The following is a 19,240-nucleotide window of genomic DNA, read 5'->3' as shown; positions in this document are numbered from 1 at the left end:
TGATATGGGAGATGTGCGGAAATATAATGGAAAATAAGCATAGCCAGCTCATTTGCCACAGTCGTTGCTGCAACTGCTATGCCCAACCGGGCATATCCCGCCGATGCATAACAGTTCATACATGCAAAACTATGATGCCCGTCATTCTCATAACTGACGGCTGTCACGGCGTGGGGGTGGGAAATCGTTAATTTTGTTGGGCTTAATCCGCGATTATGCGCGTGAAGCCGGCACGGAAAAATACACCATGAACGAAACCAATCAACATCACTTTCATATACCCGTCATGGGCCTGGGATTTACGATTGACACACCGCTGAAAGTGGCGCGGTATGGCATTGCATCAGCACTCTCCCTGGCCGACGATCACCTGCTGGAGCAGATGCGGGCGTTTTATACACCGGCATCCGGTCGCCCGTTTCGTCCGATTTCAACTCACGCTGCCGACTACAGGGCCAGGCGGATTACGGCGTACCTCAACCTGGTACACGACATCGTTAATGAGCAAGTGACACGGTTGCGCAACGCACCGTTTGAAGCAGGCAGTGAGCTTAGCCGCTATTTCGAACTGCTGCCGGATGAATCGCCGATGAAACAGGATTACGTAACAATGTGCTCCAGCAAAGGTGCCAAGCGGCAAAGGTTGGCTGCCGTGCTTCGTGCGGCCGTTACCGCCGGCGCGATTGACGTGAATATCATGACCAAGGTCGACAAAATAAATTATACAGCAGATGGCTCTCCATTGCCGCCGGAGTATTCGGATGCGTCGGCTGCGCTGCGGGGATTTGCGATGAGCACACTCCAGTCGGCCGTTATCCTGTCAGCAGGATTAAACCCCCGGCTATATAGCTACTTTGAACAGTTTGACGATTTCTTCCCGGATGGAAACGGCAGGCTTGCTAAACGGATCATTCTGAAGGTAAGTGATTACCGGTCGGCATTGATCCAGGGCAAACTACTGGCGAAGAAAGGGCTCTGGGTGTCCGAGTTCCGGATCGAGTCCGGCCTGAATTGCGGCGGACACGCATTCATCAGTGACGGGATGCTGCTGGGACCGATTATGGAAACATTCAAGACCCAACGGGAGATACTTTATGCCGAGTTGAAAGGCCTGTGCGATACCGCGCTCATCACAAAACAACGGCCGGGGTTCGGAGAGAATCCCCCGCAGCGCATTACTGTACAGGGCGGAATTGGTACAGCTGGTGAGGACCGTTTTCTACGGGATTATTATCAATTGGATGGCACTGGCTGGGGGAGCCCCTTTTTGCTGGTGCCCGAAGCCACGAATGTGGATGAAGATACACTCGGTAAACTGGCGGATGCACAGCCGGGGGATTTTTACCTGAGTAACGCGTCGCCGCTTGGCGTGCCATTCCATAACTTCCGTCCGAGCAGCTCCGAGGAACAACGGAAACTGCGGATCGGCAGGAACCGTCCGGGCAGTCCCTGCCACAAGAAATTCCTTTCGTTTAATACAGAATATACGGATAAGCCGATCTGCACTGCTTCGAGACAGTACCAGTACCTGAAACTGCAAGAAGCACGTATCCGTTTTCCCGATGAGGAGGCATACCGCCAATCGGCTACGGTAATTACGGAAAAGGACTGCCTGTGTGAAGGGCTCGCCGCACCGGCTGTACTGGTCAATAACATAACGCCCGCGCACAACCTCCGGGCAGTAACGATCTGTCCGGGACCCAACCTGGCCTACTTTTCGAGCATCGTTTCGCTGCAGGAAATGGTCGGTCATATTTACGGTAAAGTCAACATATTGAACGACCGTTTCCGCCCAAACCTGTTCGTCAATGAGCTGCGTCTTTATGTCAATTATTTAAAAGGAGAAATCGAAAAACACCGGCATGATTTTACTGAAAAGCGTATTGCCTATTATCAGTCCTTTTGTGATAACCTCCTGCGGGGGATCGAGTATTACCGTACTATTATCCACGAGCTGCAGCGTTATACCCAAGCGGGGGCAGCCGAAATGAAAGCTGCCGTGTCGGATGTAGAAAAAATACAACTTCAATTAGCCGGCGCACATGTAGTGAAGACGTTGTTGTAGTCGGCCGGCAACGAACCGCAGGAAATGTCGCCGAGGGTCCGACAGGGAATACGCAAAGGGTACCATGCGAAAAGAAAAACCCCGGCAGGAATGATTGCCAGGGTTTTTCTTTGAATAGTATGTATGAATCTATGACCGCACTATTTGCTCAGGTACATCGATTTTTTCGCATACATTTCCCGGAAGAACGGATCGTCCAGGTCTTTGATAAAGCGAATCGCCTCACCGGTAGATTTCATCTCCGGGCCGAGCTGTTTGTCGACATCAGGGAATTTATCAAACGAGAAGATCGGTTCTTTAATGGCATAACCCTTCAGTTTGCGTTCGATGGTGAAATCCTTCAGTTTATTGGCGCCCAGCATTACTTTGGTAGCGATATTAATATAAGGCACATCGTATGCCTTGGCAATAAACGGCACCGTCCGGGAAGCGCGAGGGTTCGCTTCAATCACATATACGTTTTCGTCTTTTATGGCAAACTGGATGTTAAGCAGTCCGCTTACGTTAAGCGCTTTGGCGAGCTTGATGGTATATTCCTCCATTTTTTCCTGAACGTTTTTCGACAAGCTGAACGGTGGAAGCACGGCACTTGAATCGCCGGAGTGGATGCCCGCCGGTTCGATGTGCTCCATCATGCCGATAATGTGCACATCCTCACCGTCACAGATGGAGTCGGATTCGGCTTCCTCTGCCCGGTCGAGGAAATGATCGATCAGCACCCGGTTTCCGGGCAGGTTGCGCAGGAGTTTGACTACAGCCGTTTCGAGTTCTTCGTCGTTAATAACAATGCTCATGCGTTCACCACCAAGGACGTAGCTGGGGCGCACAAGTACCGGATAACCCACTTCATTGGCCACCTTAAGGGCTTCTTCTGCACTTTCGGCCACTCCGTACCGCGGGTAGGGAATGTCCAGTGACTTAAGCAAGTCGGAGAACCGGCCGCGGTCTTCGGCAAGGTCCATATTCTGGAACGACGTGCCGATGATCCGGATGCCGTTGGACTCCAGTTGCTCGGCCATTTTGAGTGCGGTTTGCCCGCCGAGCTGTACGATAACGCCAACTGGTTTTTCAAGTTCGATGATTTCACGCACATGCTCCCAGAATACTGGCTCAAAGTAGAGTTTGTCGGCCATGTTAAAATCCGTCGACACCGTTTCGGGGTTACAGTTGATCATGATGGCTTCATAGCCGGCTTCTTTTGCCGCTAACAGGCCATGTACGCAGGAATAATCGAACTCGATGCCCTGACCGATGCGGTTAGGGCCGGATCCCAGTACAATTATTTTTTTCCGGTCGGAAGCGACCGATTCGTTTTCCTCCTCAAATGTGGAATAATAATAGGGGGTCTGCGCCGGGAATTCAGCGGCGCAGGTGTCTACCATTTTGTATACCCGGTGGATGCCAAGTTCCTTGCGCCGGTAATATACGTCATCCTCTGTGACATTACCCAGCAGCCAGGCGAGCTGTGCGTCGGAGTACCCCTTCTGTTTGAGGGTAAGGAAAAAGTCTTTGGGAATGTTGTTGAGCTGGTAGCGGCGCAACTCCGTTTCAAAGTGCACCAGTTCCTGTATTTGCACCAGAAACCATTTGTCTATGTTCGTGGCTTTGCGAATGGATTCGAGCGGTACGCCCATTTCAAATGCGTCCTTAACATGGAAGAGGCGGTCGCTGCTCGGGTGCTCCAGACTGTGCATGATCTCTTCCAGGTTACGGCTCTGCCGTCCATCCGCACCCAGGCCGCTACGACCGATTTCAAGGCTCTGACAGGCTTTCTGCAGGGCTTCGATAAATGTGCGTCCGATTGCCATCACCTCACCCACGGATTTCATCTGCAAGCCCAGTTCGCGGTTTGCGCCCTTAAACTTGGCGAAATTCCAGCGTGGAACTTTCACGATGACATAGTCGAGCGTCGGTTCAAAGTAAGCCGATGTTGTTTTGGTGATCTGGTTTTCAATCTCATCCAGATTATATCCGATGGCCAGTTTGGAAGCGATTTTGGCGATGGGGTATCCAGTGGCTTTCGACGCCAGGGCAGATGACCGGGATACCCGTGGATTGATTTCAATGGCAATGACATCCTCATTTTCCGGATTGACCGAAAACTGGACATTACATCCGCCGGCAAAATTGCCGATCGCACGCATCATTTTAATGGCTTGGTTACGCATCTCCTGATAGCAGCGGTCGCTGAGTGTCATACCCGGGGCTACGGTGATGGAGTCGCCTGTATGGATGCCCATCGGGTCGAAATTTTCGATGGTACAGATGATAATCACATTGTCGTTACCGTCACGCAGCAGTTCGAGCTCAAATTCCTTCCATCCCAACACGGCCTGCTCTACCAGTACTTCGTGTGTAGGCGATGCCTGTAGCCCACGGCTTAAGGCAGCTTCAAAATCTTCTTTTTTATGCACGAATCCCCCGCCGGTCCCGCCAAGGGTATAAGATGGGCGGATAACCAATGGGAATCCAATCTCTTGGGCAGCTTCCTTTCCTTCGAGGAAAGAGTTGGCGATTTTGGACGGGGCTACGCCAACACCGATGTCGACCATCAGTCTGCGGAATTCTTCGCGGTTTTCCGTTTTTTCAATGGCAGCAACATCCACGCCGATTACCTGTACATTGTATTTTTCCCATAATCCCCGCTCATCGGCCTGTATGCAGAGGTTAAGTGCGGTCTGGCCGCCCATCGTGGGTAAAACCGCGTCAATTTGCTGCTCCTGAAGGATCTGCTCAATACTTTCGCAGGTAAGCGGCAATAGATAGACGTGGTCTGCAATAACCTTGTCGGTCATGATGGTCGCCGGATTGGAATTGATAATGGATACGGTGATCCCTTCTTCTTTAAGCGACAGCGCGGCCTGAGAGCCGGAATAGTCAAATTCGCAGGCCTGACCGATGACAATAGGACCTGAGCCGATAATTAATACGGAGTTAATGGAGGTGTTTCTGGGCATTATATGGTGAAAAATGTTAACAAATTCCAACTATCGTTAGGGAACAAAACAGCATGAATGCCTGAGGAACTGTAGGTAGGATATTCCGACTGCTTTGTCGGAGTGCAAAGGTAAACCTTTTTGGGGAATAACCGGTTAAATATTTTAAGAATCAGCCAATAACTTTTCCGTGGAGTGCAGAAAGGAGATGTTGACTGTTTTCTTCAAGGTGGGCGACACTTAACGTTTTTGCATTTATTGCATGATTATACCGGGCTTTTGTTATTATTGCCCCACACCATCTCCATCGGCAATGGGCGATCAGCAGCATGTGATTAAAATAGCGGTAGTGGGACCGGAGTCCACCGGTAAATCCACAATAGCCGGGCAATTGGCGCGGCACTACCATACGGTATGTGTACCCGAATACGCCCGTGCCTATTGCCTGAACCTTAACCGCCAGTATACACTGCAGGATGAGATGAATATGTTTTATGGCCAACTGGCCCTGGAAGAGTCGCTGGTGCCCCTTGCCCAAAACGGCCTGTTAATCTGCGACACCATGTTCCTTACCATTAAGGTATGGTGCGATCACCTGTTTGGGCATACCCCTCAAGCCGTACACGATGAACTGAGCCGGCACCGGTACGACTTCTTTCTTTTAATGGACATCGATCTCCCCTGGATGGATGACCCCCTTCGGGATTTTCCGGATTTAAGAGCACATTTCATGCAGGTATGGCACCGGGAACTGCAGGCTATCCATGCCAGTTACCAGGTGATATCCGGATTGGGCGACCAGCGGTTTGCGCAGGCACTTCAGGCGGTAGACGGGTTTCTTAAAAACAGCAACGGAACCGGTCACTGATCCGGTTCGTACAGCGATGCATTGATGGGTTCCAGCTGTCCGGTTCGGTAAAAATATTTTTCGATCACCAGAAGGGAAATCAGGTTTTCCAGTTGCTGATTTCTGAACTGTGCCACAAAGCGGTGTGCATTAGCTATGATTTTTAATGCCTCGTTTGGATGCTGGATGTAATGTTTTAACTTTTCTTCCAGGTCCGAATAGTCGTCCTTGATGCACACATAATGGAAGTCAGGTATTAACGTCGATTCCATAAACCAGGTCTCAAATTTTGGGATGGGCATTACGGCCAGCGAATTGGACGACATTACCCATTTCAGGTTGGTAGCCACATCGTTGCCTTCCAGCGCCAGGATAAACTTGTAATCCAGGTGTGCGTCGATACTGAGCTTTTCCGTTAACCAGTGCGGGTTGCCGTCTGTATTGATCTGCCCAAGGTCACACAGGGGATGGCCGAAATACTGTTCGTAGAACCGGATGCGGTGCGGTTGGGTAATGACTCCCCTTCCGATCAGTTTATCCTGCTTATGCAGGAATGGCTTTTTGTCGTTGATGAAATTAAAGTGCCTGACCTTATCGAGTTTCAGAATCACTGCGTTGGCATTATCGCCCTGCACCGGCCTGCTTTTTACAAACGCCGGTTCTCCGGGGACGTGGGTAACATCGCCCCAGCGGTAATTGATTTTTAGGGAGGCAGGGAAATAACGCAGGTGCTCCTGAGAGTCAAAACTATATACGCGCGGCCTCGCCAGCCGGTCAACATCGGCAATACGGACCGCGCCGTCCGACAGCTCGTGCCGCCCCGCCAGCCTATTATAATGGTTAACGCGCTGCTTGATTATATGCCTGTCAAATGCCGACACGGAAAGCAGTCTGGTTTTAAGCTGCCGCCGGCAGCTGCTGCGGGGCATTAAGAATGTATTTACAACCGCCCGGATATAATAACCTAGTTTGCTGCGTTTATGCCGCTGGAAAAACATGACGGTTACGTGTCGGGCAGCAGTTGCCCATGTTGCTTAATACCGATAATGTTCCGGTTTGTATGGACCATCCACCGGCACGCCAATGTAATCGGCCTGATGGGCATCGAGGACATCGAGCTCCACCCCGATTTTCGCCAGGTGCAGGCGGGCTACTTTTTCGTCCAGGTGCTTCGGGAGGGTGTATACCTTGTTTTCGTAGTTGCCGCTGTTAGTCCAGAGCTCGATCTGTGCCAGTGTCTGGTTCGTAAACGAATTACTCATGACAAAAGAAGGGTGACCGGTGGCACATCCAAGGTTTACAAGCCGGCCTTCGGCCAGTAAAATGATATCCTTGCCGTCGATCGTGTATTTATCTACCTGCGGCTTGATCTCAATTTTGGTCTGACCGTAATTGGTGTTGAGCCAAGCGACGTCAATTTCATTGTCAAAGTGGCCGATGTTGCATACTACGGTTTTGTCTTTCATGGATTTAAAGTGCTCAGCCCTGACGATATCGCGATTACCGGTTGTTGTTACCACGATGTCAGCCTCTTTTACGGCGTTTGCGAACTTTTTGACTTCGTATCCTTCCATGGCGGCCTGCAATGCACAGATAGGATCAATTTCCGTAACGATAACCCGTACGCCCGCACTGCTAAGCGATTCGGCGGAACCTTTCCCCACATCACCGTACCCCGCCACAACCGCTACCTTACCGGCGAGCATCAGGTCGGTGGCGCGACGGATTGCATCAACCAGCGACTCGCGGCAGCCATATTTATTGTCAAATTTGGATTTGGTGACCGAATCGTTCACATTAATTGCAGGCAGGTGCAATGTGCCGTTTTTCATCCGTTCATACAACCGGTGTACGCCGGTGGTAGTTTCCTCGGAAAGCCCCTTAATACCATCCACCAGTTCGGGGTATTTGTCGAAGACCATGTTGGTTAGGTCGCCGCCATCGTCTAAGATCATATTGAGCGGTTGCCGGGATTCGCCGAAGAACAACGTTTGCTCAATGCACCAGTTGAACTCTTCCTCGGTCATACCTTTCCACGCGTATACGGGAATGCCCTTGGCGGCAATGGCTGCCGCTGCGTGGTCCTGCGTGGAAAATATGTTGCACGACGACCAGGTAACATCAGCACCCAGCTCAATCAGGGTTTCGATCAATACAGCCGTCTGTATGGTCATATGCAGGCAACCGGCGATACGGGCACCCTTCAATGGTTTGGATGTACCGAACTCTTCGCGAAGTGCCATCAGTCCGGGCATTTCGGCCTCGGCCAGTTCGATTTCTTTGCGGCCCCAATCGGCCAGACTGAGGTCTTTAACCTTGTAAGGGATGTATGCGGTTGCTGTTGCTGACATGATTTTCTGTGTTTAATGTTCTATAAATATCGCTGCAAAGGTAGCGGTTTTGGGTCTGAATTTCAAATTTGATGCTCACTGTTAGGGTGTTACTTTCTACGGAAAAAAGTAAGACCCCCGCGGCGAGTGGTAAAAATCTGACATTCTCCTGAAACGTTGTATTTGGTTAACGCCGGGCAGTACTGTATCTTTGTAGCGAATAGCAATTAAATAGATAAATAGAAAGGACTAAACACTATGTATCCAGAATATTTGGTAGCGCCGATGCGCCAGGAGCTGACCGATGTCGGCTTTGAAGAGTTGAAGACCCCAGCGGAAGTAGATGCGGCCATTAATCAGGAAGGCACCGTATTTGTCGTGGTCAATTCAGTTTGCGGCTGTGCGGCAGCGAACGCGCGTCCGGCAGCCCGTGCTGCGATTCAGCATGAGAAACACCCCAATAAGGTGGTAACTGTTTTTGCTGGCATGGAAAAGGATGCGGTGGACAAAGCTCGAGCTTACATGCTGCCCTATCCGCCGTCATCTCCGGCAATGGCATTGTTTAAGGATGGTAAGTTGGTGCACATGATTGAGCGGCATCAGATCGAAGGCCGTCCGGCGCAAATGATTGCCGACAATTTGGTGGCTGCTTTCGACGAATACTGTTAATCTTTCTTTTTAATTTTTTGAATAGTAAGAAAAGCCCCTCTGCCGAATGGCGGAGGGGCTTTTCAATGGATGAATGTTCCGTGGATCAGTAATCCACGGGAATGTTCAGCTCTATCCGGCTGCCACGTTGCGGAACCCCGGTGATGCGTATGATATTACGGTCGGTACTGGACAACGCCTTTTCTACGTCATCAGCACTGTTTACCGGTTGGCCGTTAACATGGGTAATGACCAGTCCGCGCTGTACATTAAAATAGTCGAACAGTCCGTCGGAATGTACCTGGGTGACCACTACACCGGAACTCACACCCAGCTCCTTTTTCTTGGCGTCGGTAGCCGGTACGAAGCCTGCACCTAATCGGTTGTATATTTCCGTTGCGCTTCGCTCGGCTGCTGTTTCTTCCTCGGCCTTGGGACGGTTGTCTTCTTTCAGGGTAACCGTCACTTCACGCTCCCTGTTGTCGCGCTTGTAGGTGAGTTTTACTTTGTCGCCCGGGCGCAGGCGGTATATGCGTTCCTGTAATTGGGCAGATGAGCTGATCAACTGGTCGTCCAGCTTCGTAATGATGTCGCCCTTCCGGATGCCGGCTTCTTCGGCAGCCCCGTTAGGTGTCACGCCGTTTACATACAGCCCGTTGATTTCCTTGATGCCCAGTTCTTTGGCATAGGCGGGGTCAAGTTCCCGGAATGTGATGCCGATCAGGCCCCGTTTTACTTCGCCGTATTTAATGAAGTCGTCCGCAATTTTCTTGACAAGGTTAACCGGAACAGCAAAGCCATATCCGGCATAATACCCAGTAGGTGAGGCAATATTGGAGTTGATGCCGATCAGCTCACCGTGTGCGTTAACCAAAGCACCACCGCTGTTTCCTTTGTTGATAACAGCATCGGTCTGAATGAAGGATTCCACTGCATTGGCGATAAACTCATCGTTTTGCGGGCGGTAACCACGTTGCTGCATTTCCCGCTGGTATTGCTCGTATTGCTCCTGCCGGATGATGCCTGTTGAGCGTCCCGTGGCACTTACGATACCCGCGGTTACCGTCGACTCCAACCCAAGCGGATAGCCGACAGCAAGCACCCATTCGCCGATCTTGACATCGTCAGAATTGCCCAGTTTGACGAACGGCAGTCCAGATGCGCTGATTTTAATCAGTGCAATGTCGGTATTCGGATCGCGGCCAATGATTTTGGCTTCCAGAATCCGCTTGTCGGTAAGCTGCACCTCCACTTTATTGGCGTCCGCCACCACGTGGTTATTGGTAACAATATAGCCGTCTTCTGAAATAATTACACCTGAACCTGTTGCCTGAACGGGCTGCGACCGTTGTTGCTGCCGCTGCCGTGGCATGCCGAAGAACTCCTCAAACATATCGAAAGGACTTGCCCCGTAGGATTGCTGTGCAGTGTACGTTGTGCGGATGTGTACGACGCCGGGTGCTACAGCTGCCGCCGCCTGTGTGAAATCCGGATTGCCTGTGGAGGCCATTATTTCTGAGCTGGGGTTGTTGGCGTAATACAACTCCTGCCTTTCCTCAAAAGACATCTTGCTTTGCCGTTTGTCTTCAAACAGTTTATAACCGCCCACAGCGACCACCCCTCCCACCAGTGCGGTTATTAATGTTAATCCTATTTTTTTCATAATGCAATAATATTATAGTATGATTTGCTGTTATTAGCAATTGTTCAAATGTAATACCATTTGTGACCCTAAAACAAATGGGAAGACCGGTTTTTCTGTTAAATAATGTTAAAGCAGGCGTATTTCCGGTGCAATTAGGTATTACTTATCGACCACAGGCTACTGCCGGCAGCTGACTGTCGTTTGCCGCGTTGTGCCTGTCGCCCGGCTATTTGCAGCTGCCTGCTGTTGTAGCTGATTATTGGACAGATTTGATTACCTTTGGCGATTGAATAATACAGTGGCATCCATGGCGGCATATCCATTTTATAAGTACCAGGGCGCAGGGAATGATTTTATCCTGTTTGACAACAGAACGGGCTTTTTTGACCGAAATAACGAAGCGCTGGTGCGTCAGCTTTGCGACCGGCGGTTCGGCATCGGGGGAGATGGCCTGATGCTGTTGCAGTCCATCGACGGTTATGATTTTGAAATGGTTTATTTCAATGCCGATGGCGGGGAAGGCAGTATGTGCGGCAATGGCGGACGCTGCATCGTGGCATTCGCACGGGATATACGACTGATTGACTCGGAAGCTGACTTTTTGGCAGCAGACGGACGGCATCATGCCCGTATTGCAGGCAATGGACTGATACATCTTAAAATGACGGATGTCGATAAAATCGAACAACAGGCAGGCGCTTATGTTTTAAATACCGGATCACCCCACTATGTGCAGGAAGTAAATGACCTGGCTGCGTTCCCTGTAGTCGCCGAAGGGCAGAAGATACGCTATAACGATACATTCCGGGCACAGGGCATTAACGTTAATTTCGTGCAGCCGGAGGGAGCGGGTTATTTTGTGCGCACTTATGAACGTGGCGTGGAAGACGAAACTCTGGCCTGCGGTACAGGGGCTACGGCGGTAGCGTTGGCCATGGCGTATAAAACGGGTAAATCCGGCGATACGCAGACACCGATTCGGGTTGCCGGCGGACAATTGAATATCCAGTTCCGTAGGCAGGGCGATGAATTCTCCGAGGTCTATCTGGTAGGACCGGCGCAGTTTGTCTTTAAAGGCGAGGTGGCCTGGTAATATAAATAGGCAAATGAAATTTTCGCGTTTCGCCATTCTGTATGTCTCGTTTTCCCTGGCGGTTGCGCTGCTGGCATTGGGCTTGCAGCATTTTCTGGAAACCGTGCCCGTATTGAGTCCGCATTTCTGGCTGCTCTTTGCTGTGATTTTCTTGCTTACCGGCTTGGCTTACGGGTTGAGCGATATTGGCATTCGGAAAGGGGGGCAGGTGTCCATTCTCAGCCTCATGGGAGGGCTTTTTTTGAAGCTGCTGATCAGTTTGGTTGTAATTGCCGTATTGATCATAAAATTTCCTGAAAATAAGCTGCTTACAGCAATCAATTTTTTTTCATTATATTTCTTGTTCACGCTCTTTGAAGTTATATGTTTGTTGCGTAACTTGCGCGACCAAAATCAGACATAAAAAATTGGGAATAGATGGATTTTAGGCACTTTTTCACTTCAAAAAAAATCAGCTTTATCGTATTTTTTGCTGTTTTAGCGACCTTTTCCACCATTCAGGCAGCTCCTGCCGAAACAGACAGTGCTACTGTCGAAAGCCATGGAGCGCATGATGCCGAGGTTTTCAAACCAACTGAAGTGATCATGGAGCACATCAGCGATTCCCATGACTGGCACCTGTGGGGCCATACTTCTATTCCCCTTCCGGTTATCCTGTATACCGATAAGGGATTTGATGTTTTCCTTTCTTCAGCATTCCACCACGGAGAGCAGGATCACCAGGGGAAGCATTATACCTACCGTTGGGTTGACAAAAAGAAAATCCGGGTAGTTGGTGCTTCAGGTGAAGTGGACGAAGCAGCTTCAGCTAAGGTGTGGGACTTTTCCATTACGAAGAACGTGGCTGCCATGTTTTTATCCGTAATCCTGCTGGTGTTGATATTTTCTTCCGTGGCGGGGGCATATAAGAAGCGTGTAGGTAAGGCGCCGAAAGGGTTTCAATCCCTTATCGAGCCAATCATTATTTTTGTGCGGGATGATATTGCCCGTCCGAATATCGGACATACGTATGCGAAGTTTATGCCGCTGCTGCTTACGATTTTCTTCTTTATCTGGTTTAATAATTTACTGGGCTTGATTCCTATTTTTCCGGGCGCGGCTAACGTGACCGGGAATATTGCTACCACCCTTGCCCTCGCGTTGGTTGTATTGGTTGTGGTCAATGTGAACGGGAATAAATACTATTGGGGACACATCCTGAAACCTCATGTACCCTGGTGGCTTTACCCCATCATGATTCCGGTAGAATTAGTAGGTGTAATATCCAAGCCGTTTGCGCTGATGATCCGTTTGTTTGCTAACATCACCGCGGGTCACATCGTTATCCTGAGCTTAATTTCGTTAATTTTTGTATTTAATTCATTAGCCACGGTAATCACGCCTGTTTCCCTCGCGTTTGTATTGTTCATGAACGTGCTGGAATTGCTGGTCGCTTTTTTACAGGCTTTTATATTTACGTTGCTTACCGCGTTGTTTATCGGCATGGCGGTAGAAGAGCATCATTAATGGTAAATCCTTATCTATTAACTATATATTAAATAATTTTATTATGGTAGGTTCAATTGCGGCACTCGGTGCCGGATTAGCAGTGATCGGTGCCGGTATCGGTATCGGACAAGTAGGTGGCAAGGCGATGGAAGGTATCGCACGCCAGCCTGAAGCTGCATCTAAAATTCAGACCGCTATGATTATTGCAGCTGCCCTTATTGAAGGTGTGGCACTTTTTGCAGTGGTAGTAGCATTGATGGGTAACAACCCAGCGTAAGGTTACTGAATACAAAGGCCGGATCCCTGACGGTTGGTCCTGTATCCGGCCTTTATTGCTTGACACACTAATACTTAAACGTGCAATATGAATTTTGATATTGGCAATCCGAGTTACGGATTGGTATTTTGGACATTAATCGCATTCCTGCTGTTGTTGCTGCTTTTGCGGAAGTTTGCCTGGAAACCCATCATGGAGGCGATAGGAGAACGTGAAAAGTCGATCGAAGACGCATTGACTTCTGCCGAAAAGGCCAAGGAGGAAATGGCACGCCTGACGAGTGAAAACGAACAGCTGCTTAAAGAGGCACGCGCCGAGCGCGATGTCATCCTTAAGGAAGCCAAGGTGCTGAAAGACCAGATCGTTGCCGATGCCAAAACCCTGGCACAGACTGAGGGGGCTAAACTGATCGAACAGGCAAAAAAGGAGATCGATGACCAGAAGAAACGGGCGCTTGCTGAAGTTAAGGACCAGGTTTCTTCGCTTTCGCTGGAAATAGCGAAGAAGGTACTCCAAAAGGAATTTGAAGACGATAAAAAGCAGGAAGCATTGGTGGCCGACTTGCTTAAGGACGTAAAATTGAATTAAGAAGCCCTAAGCTAATCGCATAACGATATGTCAGAGTTTAAAGTCGCCTCCCGGTACGCAAAATCACTTATTGATCTGTCACAGGAACGGGGTGTTCTCGAGGAGGTAAAGCAGGATATGGAACAGTTCATTGATGTGTTGTATACCAATAAGGAGCTGCAGGCGATATTCCGTAATCCCATTGTGAAGGGAGACAAGAAAAGTAACATACTGAATGCGTTGTTTGAAAAGAAAGTCCATCCGTCCGTGATGGCCTTTTTCCATATTATGGTGCGTAAGGGCCGTGCAGGAATCCTGTATCCGACAGCGCAGGAATTTATCCGTGAATACAACGACGTAAAAGGCATTGTGCATGCTACGGTAGCATCAGCGTCGGCACTGTCGGAAGCTAATCTTGACGCGTTGAAAAATGCGATCGCAAAAGAGATTAACAAAGAAGTGGTACTGCATAACGAAGTCGACCCCGCATTAATCGGCGGCTTTGTGGTGCGGGTGGGTGACCGGCAGATTGATGCCAGTCTCGCAGGACGGCTCCATAAACTGGAACGTCATTTCGAATCAAGCAGCGTGAATTGATTTTCCCCGACCGGGATATAAAAGTTATAAGTATCAAAAACCCCTAATACAAAAAAAATGATAGAGGTAAGACCAGATGAAGTATCGGCAATTTTAAGAGAGCAATTGTCGGGCTTCAAATCAGAAGCCGAACTTGAGGAAGTGGGTACCGTATTGCAGGTAGGCGACGGTATTGCACGGATTTACGGCTTAACGCAAGTTCAGTCCGGTGAACTGGTTGAATTTGAGAATGGATTACAGGGTATCGTATTGAACCTTGAAGAAGATAATGTGGGCGTCGTGCTCCTGGGCCCTTCCGATGAGATCAAGGAAGGTGATACCATTAAGCGTACCCGCCGGATTGCTTCCATTAAAGTGGGTGAAGGCATGTTGGGTCGGGTGGTGAATACCCTGGGCCAGCCAATTGATGGAAAGGGACCTATCGTCGGTGAAACATACGAAATGCCCATCGAGCGTAAAGCCCCGGGTGTTATTTACCGTCAACCGGTGAACGAGCCTCTGCAAACCGGTATTAAGGCGATTGACGCCATGATCCCCATTGGCCGCGGACAGCGCGAGCTGGTGATCGGCGACCGCCAGACGGGTAAGACAGCCGTTTGTATCGACACGATCATCAATCAAAAAGAATTTTACGATGCCGGCCAGCCGGTATATTGTATTTATGTAGCTGTTGGTCAAAAAAGCTCTACCGTAGCAAACATCGTGCGTACGTTGGAAGAAAATGGGGCAATGCCTTATACGGTTGTCGTTTCCGCATCGGCGGCGGACCCTGCTCCCATGCAGTTCTATGCTCCGATGGCTGGCGCCGCAATCGGGGAATTTTTCCGTGATACCGGCCGCCCTGCCCTGATCATCTATGATGACTTGTCTAAACAGGCTGTGGCATACCGTGAGGTGTCGTTATTATTACGCCGCCCGCCGGGCCGTGAGGCGTATCCGGGTGACGTATTTTACCTGCACAGCCGTTTATTGGAACGTGCGGCTAAGGTCAATACATCAGACACCATCGCGCAGCAGATGAACGATTTGCCAGAGTCCATTCGGCACCTGGTAAAAGGCGGAGGTTCACTTACGGCACTTCCGATCATTGAAACCCAGGCGGGTGACGTGTCGGCCTATATCCCGACCAACGTGATCTCAATTACAGATGGCCAGATATTCTTGGAATCCAACCTGTTCAACGCCGGTGTCCGCCCTGCAATTAACGTAGGTATATCGGTATCGCGCGTGGGTGGTAATGCCCAGATCAAATCCATGAAGAAGGTTGCTGGAACGCTGAAACTTGATCAGGCACAGTATCGCGAACTTGAGGCATTCTCCAAATTCGGATCCGACCTGGATGCGGCTACGAAAGCGGTATTGGATAAAGGGGTGCGTAACGTGGAAATCCTGAAACAGGGCCAGTTTTCACCGGTTGCAGTAGAGAAGCAGGTAGCCATCATCTATGCGGGTACCAAAGGGTTGTTCCGGAACGTACCGGTGAACAAAGTGAAAGAGTTTGAAGCAGAATACTTACAGCAACTTGAGCAACGTCATCCTGAGGTGCTGAGCGCATTGAAAGCGGGTAAGTTCAGCGATGACCTGACTGGCGTTTTGGATACCGTAGCTAAAGAATTAGCAGGCAAGTACTAACTATGGCAAACTTAAAAGAGGTAAGAAATCGTATTGCGTCGGTTACATCTACGCAACAGATAACGAAAGCCATGAAAATGGTTTCCGCGGCTAAGCTCAAACGGGCAACCAATGCAATTACACAATTGCGTCCGTATGCAGAAAAGCTGCGTGAAATTCTGGCCAACGTGTCTGCCAGTGTAGAAGACGGAGCATCGCCGTATACGGTTGATCGCAAACCGGAAAAAGTACTGGTTGTGGTTATCGCCTCCAATAGAGGATTGGCGGGCGCATTTAATACCAACGCGATAAAGACGGCCAATCAGCTGATTACCGCGAAGTATAATGCCCAGTTCCAGGCAGGCAATGTACATATTGTTGCCATCGGGAAAAGGGCACAGGATTATTACTTGAAACGCAGGTATCAAGTAGTTGGCGACAATAATGAGTTGTTTACCACCCTTAATTTTGAGAATACCTCAAAAATCACCGAGGCCATTATGAAAGGGTTCGCGGAGGGTACATATGACCGGGTAGAGCTGGTATATAACCGGTTCCGGAATGCGGCCGTGCAGATACTGACTACCGAGCAACTGTTGCCACTGTTGCCGGCAACGGTAACAACCGAACAGCCCAAAGCCGAGGTCGATTACATTATTGAACCGGACAAAGAGGCGATCGTTGAGGAATTGATTCCAAAGGCCATCAAGGTACAGCTGTACAAAGCGGTACTGGATTCACACGCTTCTGAACACGGTGCCCGGATGACCGCGATGGATAAGGCAACAGATAATGCCGGCGAATTGCTGAAAGCATTGAAGTTATCTTATAACCAGGCCCGGCAGGCTGCAATCACGACCGAACTGACGGAAATCGTGAGCGGAGCAGCTGCATTGTCCAACGGTTAAGAATCAAAACGGAAGGGCTGCCTACCAGTTGGGTTATGTACTCAGCGTGGGAGGCAGCCTTTTCTTTTGCCCTAAAATACGTACAATTGGGTATATTGAATGTTCGGAAATTGCATTATCTTTGTTCAAAATGCCTACAATGTGGATAACTTGCTTTTGGCAGGGTTATTGAGCAGTTTGGGGGTGATGTGTGTTTGGCCTGGTTCTTAACTATATACGCGGCAAGAATCGGGTCTGGTTGATTTTGCAGGGGGGAAGGCACTTAACACTAACACATGAAAGAACTTATACTTCGTTTCAAGACCGTCCCCCGCTGGGCGATATTGCTCTTGGATCTGTTGTTACTGACCTGGGCATTTACGCTTTCCTATTTCATAGCCAAGCAATTTAATTTTCAGGAGATTGTCCGTGGACACTTCTTTATTTATACCGCGGTTTACGGTAGCCTGGCACTGCCCGTCTTCTATTTTATGCGGATCCACACCGGCCTGATTCGGTATTCGGATACACGGGACATGCTGAAGATTTTTTCGGCAATGCTGGTTACGAGCGCGGCCTATGTGGTCGTCATCTACTCGGCACTTATCCCATTGCTGGATATAAAAGGAACGCAGCTTCGCCTCGTTTTGCTGATTAACTTCTTTATCGGAACCTCTCTCCTGGTCATGCTCCGCATCACGGTGAAAAATATTTATTTCATATTGACTCGTAAAGTCCGCGACCTGGATACCGTAAGGGTGCTGATATATGGGGCAGACCAAAATGCAATCATGGCCAAACAGGCCTTGGAAAATAGTACAGAGACCAAGTTTGTCATTGTCGGTTTCATTGATATCAGCCGGGGAAAGCTGAATAGCTATATTGAGCGAAAGCGGGTTTACCACATCAAAGACCTGGCCGCCCTCAAAAAGAAATATGCGATCGATCAGATGATTTTTGTAAAGGATCACCTGGGAACCCGCGATAAAAAAGTAATTGTGGAGCGTTGCCTGCGGTTGGGGATTAAGGTGCTTACCGTACCCCCTGCTTCCGAGTGGGTATCCGGTCGATTGAAAATACAGCAGATCAAAAACCTGCGTATTGAAGACCTGTTGCAGCGCGCCCCGATTAAGATTAATAACGATAAAGTCTGCGACGACCTCTGCGGAAAGCGCATATTGATTACCGGTGCCGCGGGTTCCATCGGATCGGAAATTGTGCGTCAGGTGCTGCGTTATGAGCCGCAGATGCTGGTGCTTTGCGACCAGGCCGAGTCGCCTATGCATGACATTCAGCTCGAAATCGAAGAGAAATTTCCCAATAGCAATGTGGTAATCACCATTGCGGATATCCGGAACCTGGAACGCATGCATCAGATATTTAATGATTATCGCCCCGAGCTGGTGTATCATGCTGCTGCATATAAGCACGTCCCGATGATGGAAAAGAATCCAGGTGAAGCAGTCAGTACCAATGTTGGGGGTACGAAGAATGTGGCCGATTTATCCATTTTGTTCGGGGTCAAAAAATTTGTGATGATTTCGACCGATAAGGCCGTAAATCCGACCAATGTGATGGGCGCTTCAAAACGTATTGCTGAGATTTATACGCAGAGCTTGGACGGTACACAGTCGATGCCGCTGACGCCAGCGACAAACGGCGTTGGGGTAATGGTGAAAGGAACCCGTTTTATCACAACAAGGTTTGGCAATGTCCTTGGCTCGAACGGCTCGGTTATCCCCCGTTTCAGGGCCCAGATCGAAAAAGGCGGACCGATCACCGTTACGCATCCCGAAATTACCCGTTACTTTATGACTATCCCTGAAGCAGTGCAGCTGGTGCTGGAGGCAGGCACCATGGGACAGGGAGGGGAAATCTATGTCTTCGATATGGGCAATCCGGTGAAGATCATTGACCTGGCGAGGAAAATGATCCAGCTTGCCGGACTTAAACCGGAGAAGGATATCGAAATCGTTTATACCGGCCTGCGAAGCGGTGAAAAGCTCTATGAAGAGCTGCTAAATGACGGCGAGAAAGTATTACCTACATACCATCAGAAAATCCATATTGCGAAAGTAAACCCCATTGACCACGAGGTGGCCAAGCGCATGGTATACGAGTTGATCGCCCTGAATGAACGTAAAAATAGCAGCGGAGTGGTCCGGAAGATGAAAGAAATTGTTCCGGAATTCGTAAGCAAGAACTCGCCGTTTGAAGCGTTGGATCCGGTGAGGTAATCAAAGGCCCGC

General features: G+C 49.5%; 16 protein-coding genes. 12 read left to right on the top strand and 4 right to left on the bottom strand.

Features of this window, described 5'->3' with window-relative positions; translation table 11 throughout:
- Nucleotides 1-193: 193 nt before the first annotated feature.
- Nucleotides 194-2,065: a hypothetical protein gene (locus ABWO75_RS00900; RefSeq protein WP_353181600.1), complete on the top strand. Its 1,872-nt coding sequence runs from the start codon at nucleotides 194-196 to the stop codon at nucleotides 2,063-2,065.
- Nucleotides 2,066-2,205: 140 nt separating this feature from the next.
- Here ABWO75_RS00900 and carB read toward each other — a convergent pair whose 3' ends face one another.
- On the bottom strand, nucleotides 2,206-5,022 hold the full coding sequence (gene carB, locus ABWO75_RS00895; RefSeq protein ID WP_353181598.1) for a carbamoyl-phosphate synthase large subunit: 2,817 nt from the start codon (nucleotides 5,020-5,022) through the stop codon (nucleotides 2,206-2,208).
- Between the two features lie 292 nt (nucleotides 5,023-5,314).
- Between carB and ABWO75_RS00890 the strand changes: the two genes are divergently transcribed.
- A complete protein-coding gene (locus ABWO75_RS00890; RefSeq protein WP_353181596.1) occupies nucleotides 5,315-5,869 on the top strand; it encodes an AAA family ATPase in 555 nt (184 codons plus the stop codon).
- On the opposite strand, the gene ABWO75_RS00885 is transcribed toward ABWO75_RS00890, so the two are convergent.
- Nucleotides 5,863-6,777 carry a glycosyl transferase family 90 gene (locus ABWO75_RS00885; protein WP_353181594.1) on the bottom strand — a complete coding sequence of 305 codons (915 nt, stop codon included), beginning with the start codon at nucleotides 6,775-6,777 and terminating at the stop codon, nucleotides 5,863-5,865. The two genes, ABWO75_RS00890 and ABWO75_RS00885, sit on opposite strands and share 7 nt — an antisense overlap.
- Nucleotides 6,778-6,882: 105 nt before the next feature.
- The gene (gene ahcY, locus ABWO75_RS00880) at nucleotides 6,883-8,199 is read right to left on the bottom strand and encodes an adenosylhomocysteinase (protein WP_353181592.1); all 1,317 of its coding nucleotides are present in this window, start codon (nucleotides 8,197-8,199) and stop codon (nucleotides 6,883-6,885) included.
- A gap of 237 nt (nucleotides 8,200-8,436) precedes the next feature.
- Between ahcY and ABWO75_RS00875 the strand changes: the two genes are divergently transcribed.
- Complete coding sequence (locus tag ABWO75_RS00875; protein WP_353181590.1) at nucleotides 8,437-8,847, top strand: BrxA/BrxB family bacilliredoxin; 411 nt, start codon at nucleotides 8,437-8,439, stop codon at nucleotides 8,845-8,847.
- Between the two features lie 85 nt (nucleotides 8,848-8,932).
- On the opposite strand, the gene ABWO75_RS00870 is transcribed toward ABWO75_RS00875, so the two are convergent.
- Complete coding sequence (locus ABWO75_RS00870) at nucleotides 8,933-10,489, bottom strand: trypsin-like peptidase domain-containing protein (RefSeq protein ID WP_353181588.1); 1,557 nt, start codon at nucleotides 10,487-10,489, stop codon at nucleotides 8,933-8,935.
- 289 nt (nucleotides 10,490-10,778) lie between these two features.
- On the opposite strand from ABWO75_RS00870, the gene dapF reads away from it, so the two are divergent.
- The 9 genes from dapF to ABWO75_RS00825 all read left to right on the top strand — a co-directional run bounded on the left by dapF (nucleotide 10,779) and on the right by ABWO75_RS00825 (nucleotide 19,228).
- Nucleotides 10,779-11,564, top strand: a complete 786-nt coding sequence (gene dapF, locus ABWO75_RS00865; protein ID WP_353181668.1) for a diaminopimelate epimerase — start codon at nucleotides 10,779-10,781, stop codon at nucleotides 11,562-11,564.
- A 13-nt stretch (nucleotides 11,565-11,577) separates the two neighbouring features.
- A complete protein-coding gene (locus tag ABWO75_RS00860) occupies nucleotides 11,578-11,967 on the top strand; it encodes a hypothetical protein (protein ID WP_353181586.1) in 390 nt (129 codons plus the stop codon).
- Between the two features lie 14 nt (nucleotides 11,968-11,981).
- A complete protein-coding gene (atpB, locus tag ABWO75_RS00855; RefSeq protein WP_353181584.1) occupies nucleotides 11,982-13,070 on the top strand; it encodes a F0F1 ATP synthase subunit A in 1,089 nt (362 codons plus the stop codon).
- Nucleotides 13,071-13,113: 43 nt separating this feature from the next.
- Nucleotides 13,114-13,329, top strand: a complete 216-nt coding sequence (gene atpE, locus ABWO75_RS00850; protein WP_257657474.1) for an ATP synthase F0 subunit C — start codon at nucleotides 13,114-13,116, stop codon at nucleotides 13,327-13,329.
- An 87-nt stretch (nucleotides 13,330-13,416) separates the two neighbouring features.
- Nucleotides 13,417-13,917, top strand: a complete 501-nt coding sequence (locus ABWO75_RS00845) for a F0F1 ATP synthase subunit B (RefSeq protein ID WP_353181582.1) — start codon at nucleotides 13,417-13,419, stop codon at nucleotides 13,915-13,917.
- Between the two features lie 27 nt (nucleotides 13,918-13,944).
- Complete coding sequence (gene atpH, locus ABWO75_RS00840) at nucleotides 13,945-14,493, top strand: ATP synthase F1 subunit delta (RefSeq protein ID WP_353181580.1); 549 nt, start codon at nucleotides 13,945-13,947, stop codon at nucleotides 14,491-14,493.
- 57 nt (nucleotides 14,494-14,550) lie between these two features.
- A complete protein-coding gene (gene atpA / locus ABWO75_RS00835) occupies nucleotides 14,551-16,125 on the top strand; it encodes a F0F1 ATP synthase subunit alpha (RefSeq protein ID WP_257657471.1) in 1,575 nt (524 codons plus the stop codon).
- 2 nt (nucleotides 16,126-16,127) lie between these two features.
- Nucleotides 16,128-17,012: an ATP synthase F1 subunit gamma gene (gene atpG, locus ABWO75_RS00830; protein WP_353181577.1), complete on the top strand. Its 885-nt coding sequence runs from the start codon at nucleotides 16,128-16,130 to the stop codon at nucleotides 17,010-17,012.
- A 275-nt stretch (nucleotides 17,013-17,287) separates the two neighbouring features.
- Complete coding sequence (locus ABWO75_RS00825; RefSeq protein WP_353181575.1) at nucleotides 17,288-19,228, top strand: polysaccharide biosynthesis protein; 1,941 nt, start codon at nucleotides 17,288-17,290, stop codon at nucleotides 19,226-19,228.
- Nucleotides 19,229-19,240: the final 12 nt, after the last annotated feature.

This window comes from Parapedobacter lycopersici, assembly GCF_040395035.1.
In the GTDB taxonomy this organism is placed as follows: Bacteria; Bacteroidota; Bacteroidia; order Sphingobacteriales; family Sphingobacteriaceae; genus Parapedobacter; species Parapedobacter lycopersici_A.
This window is presented reverse-complemented; position numbering and strand designations above follow the sequence as displayed.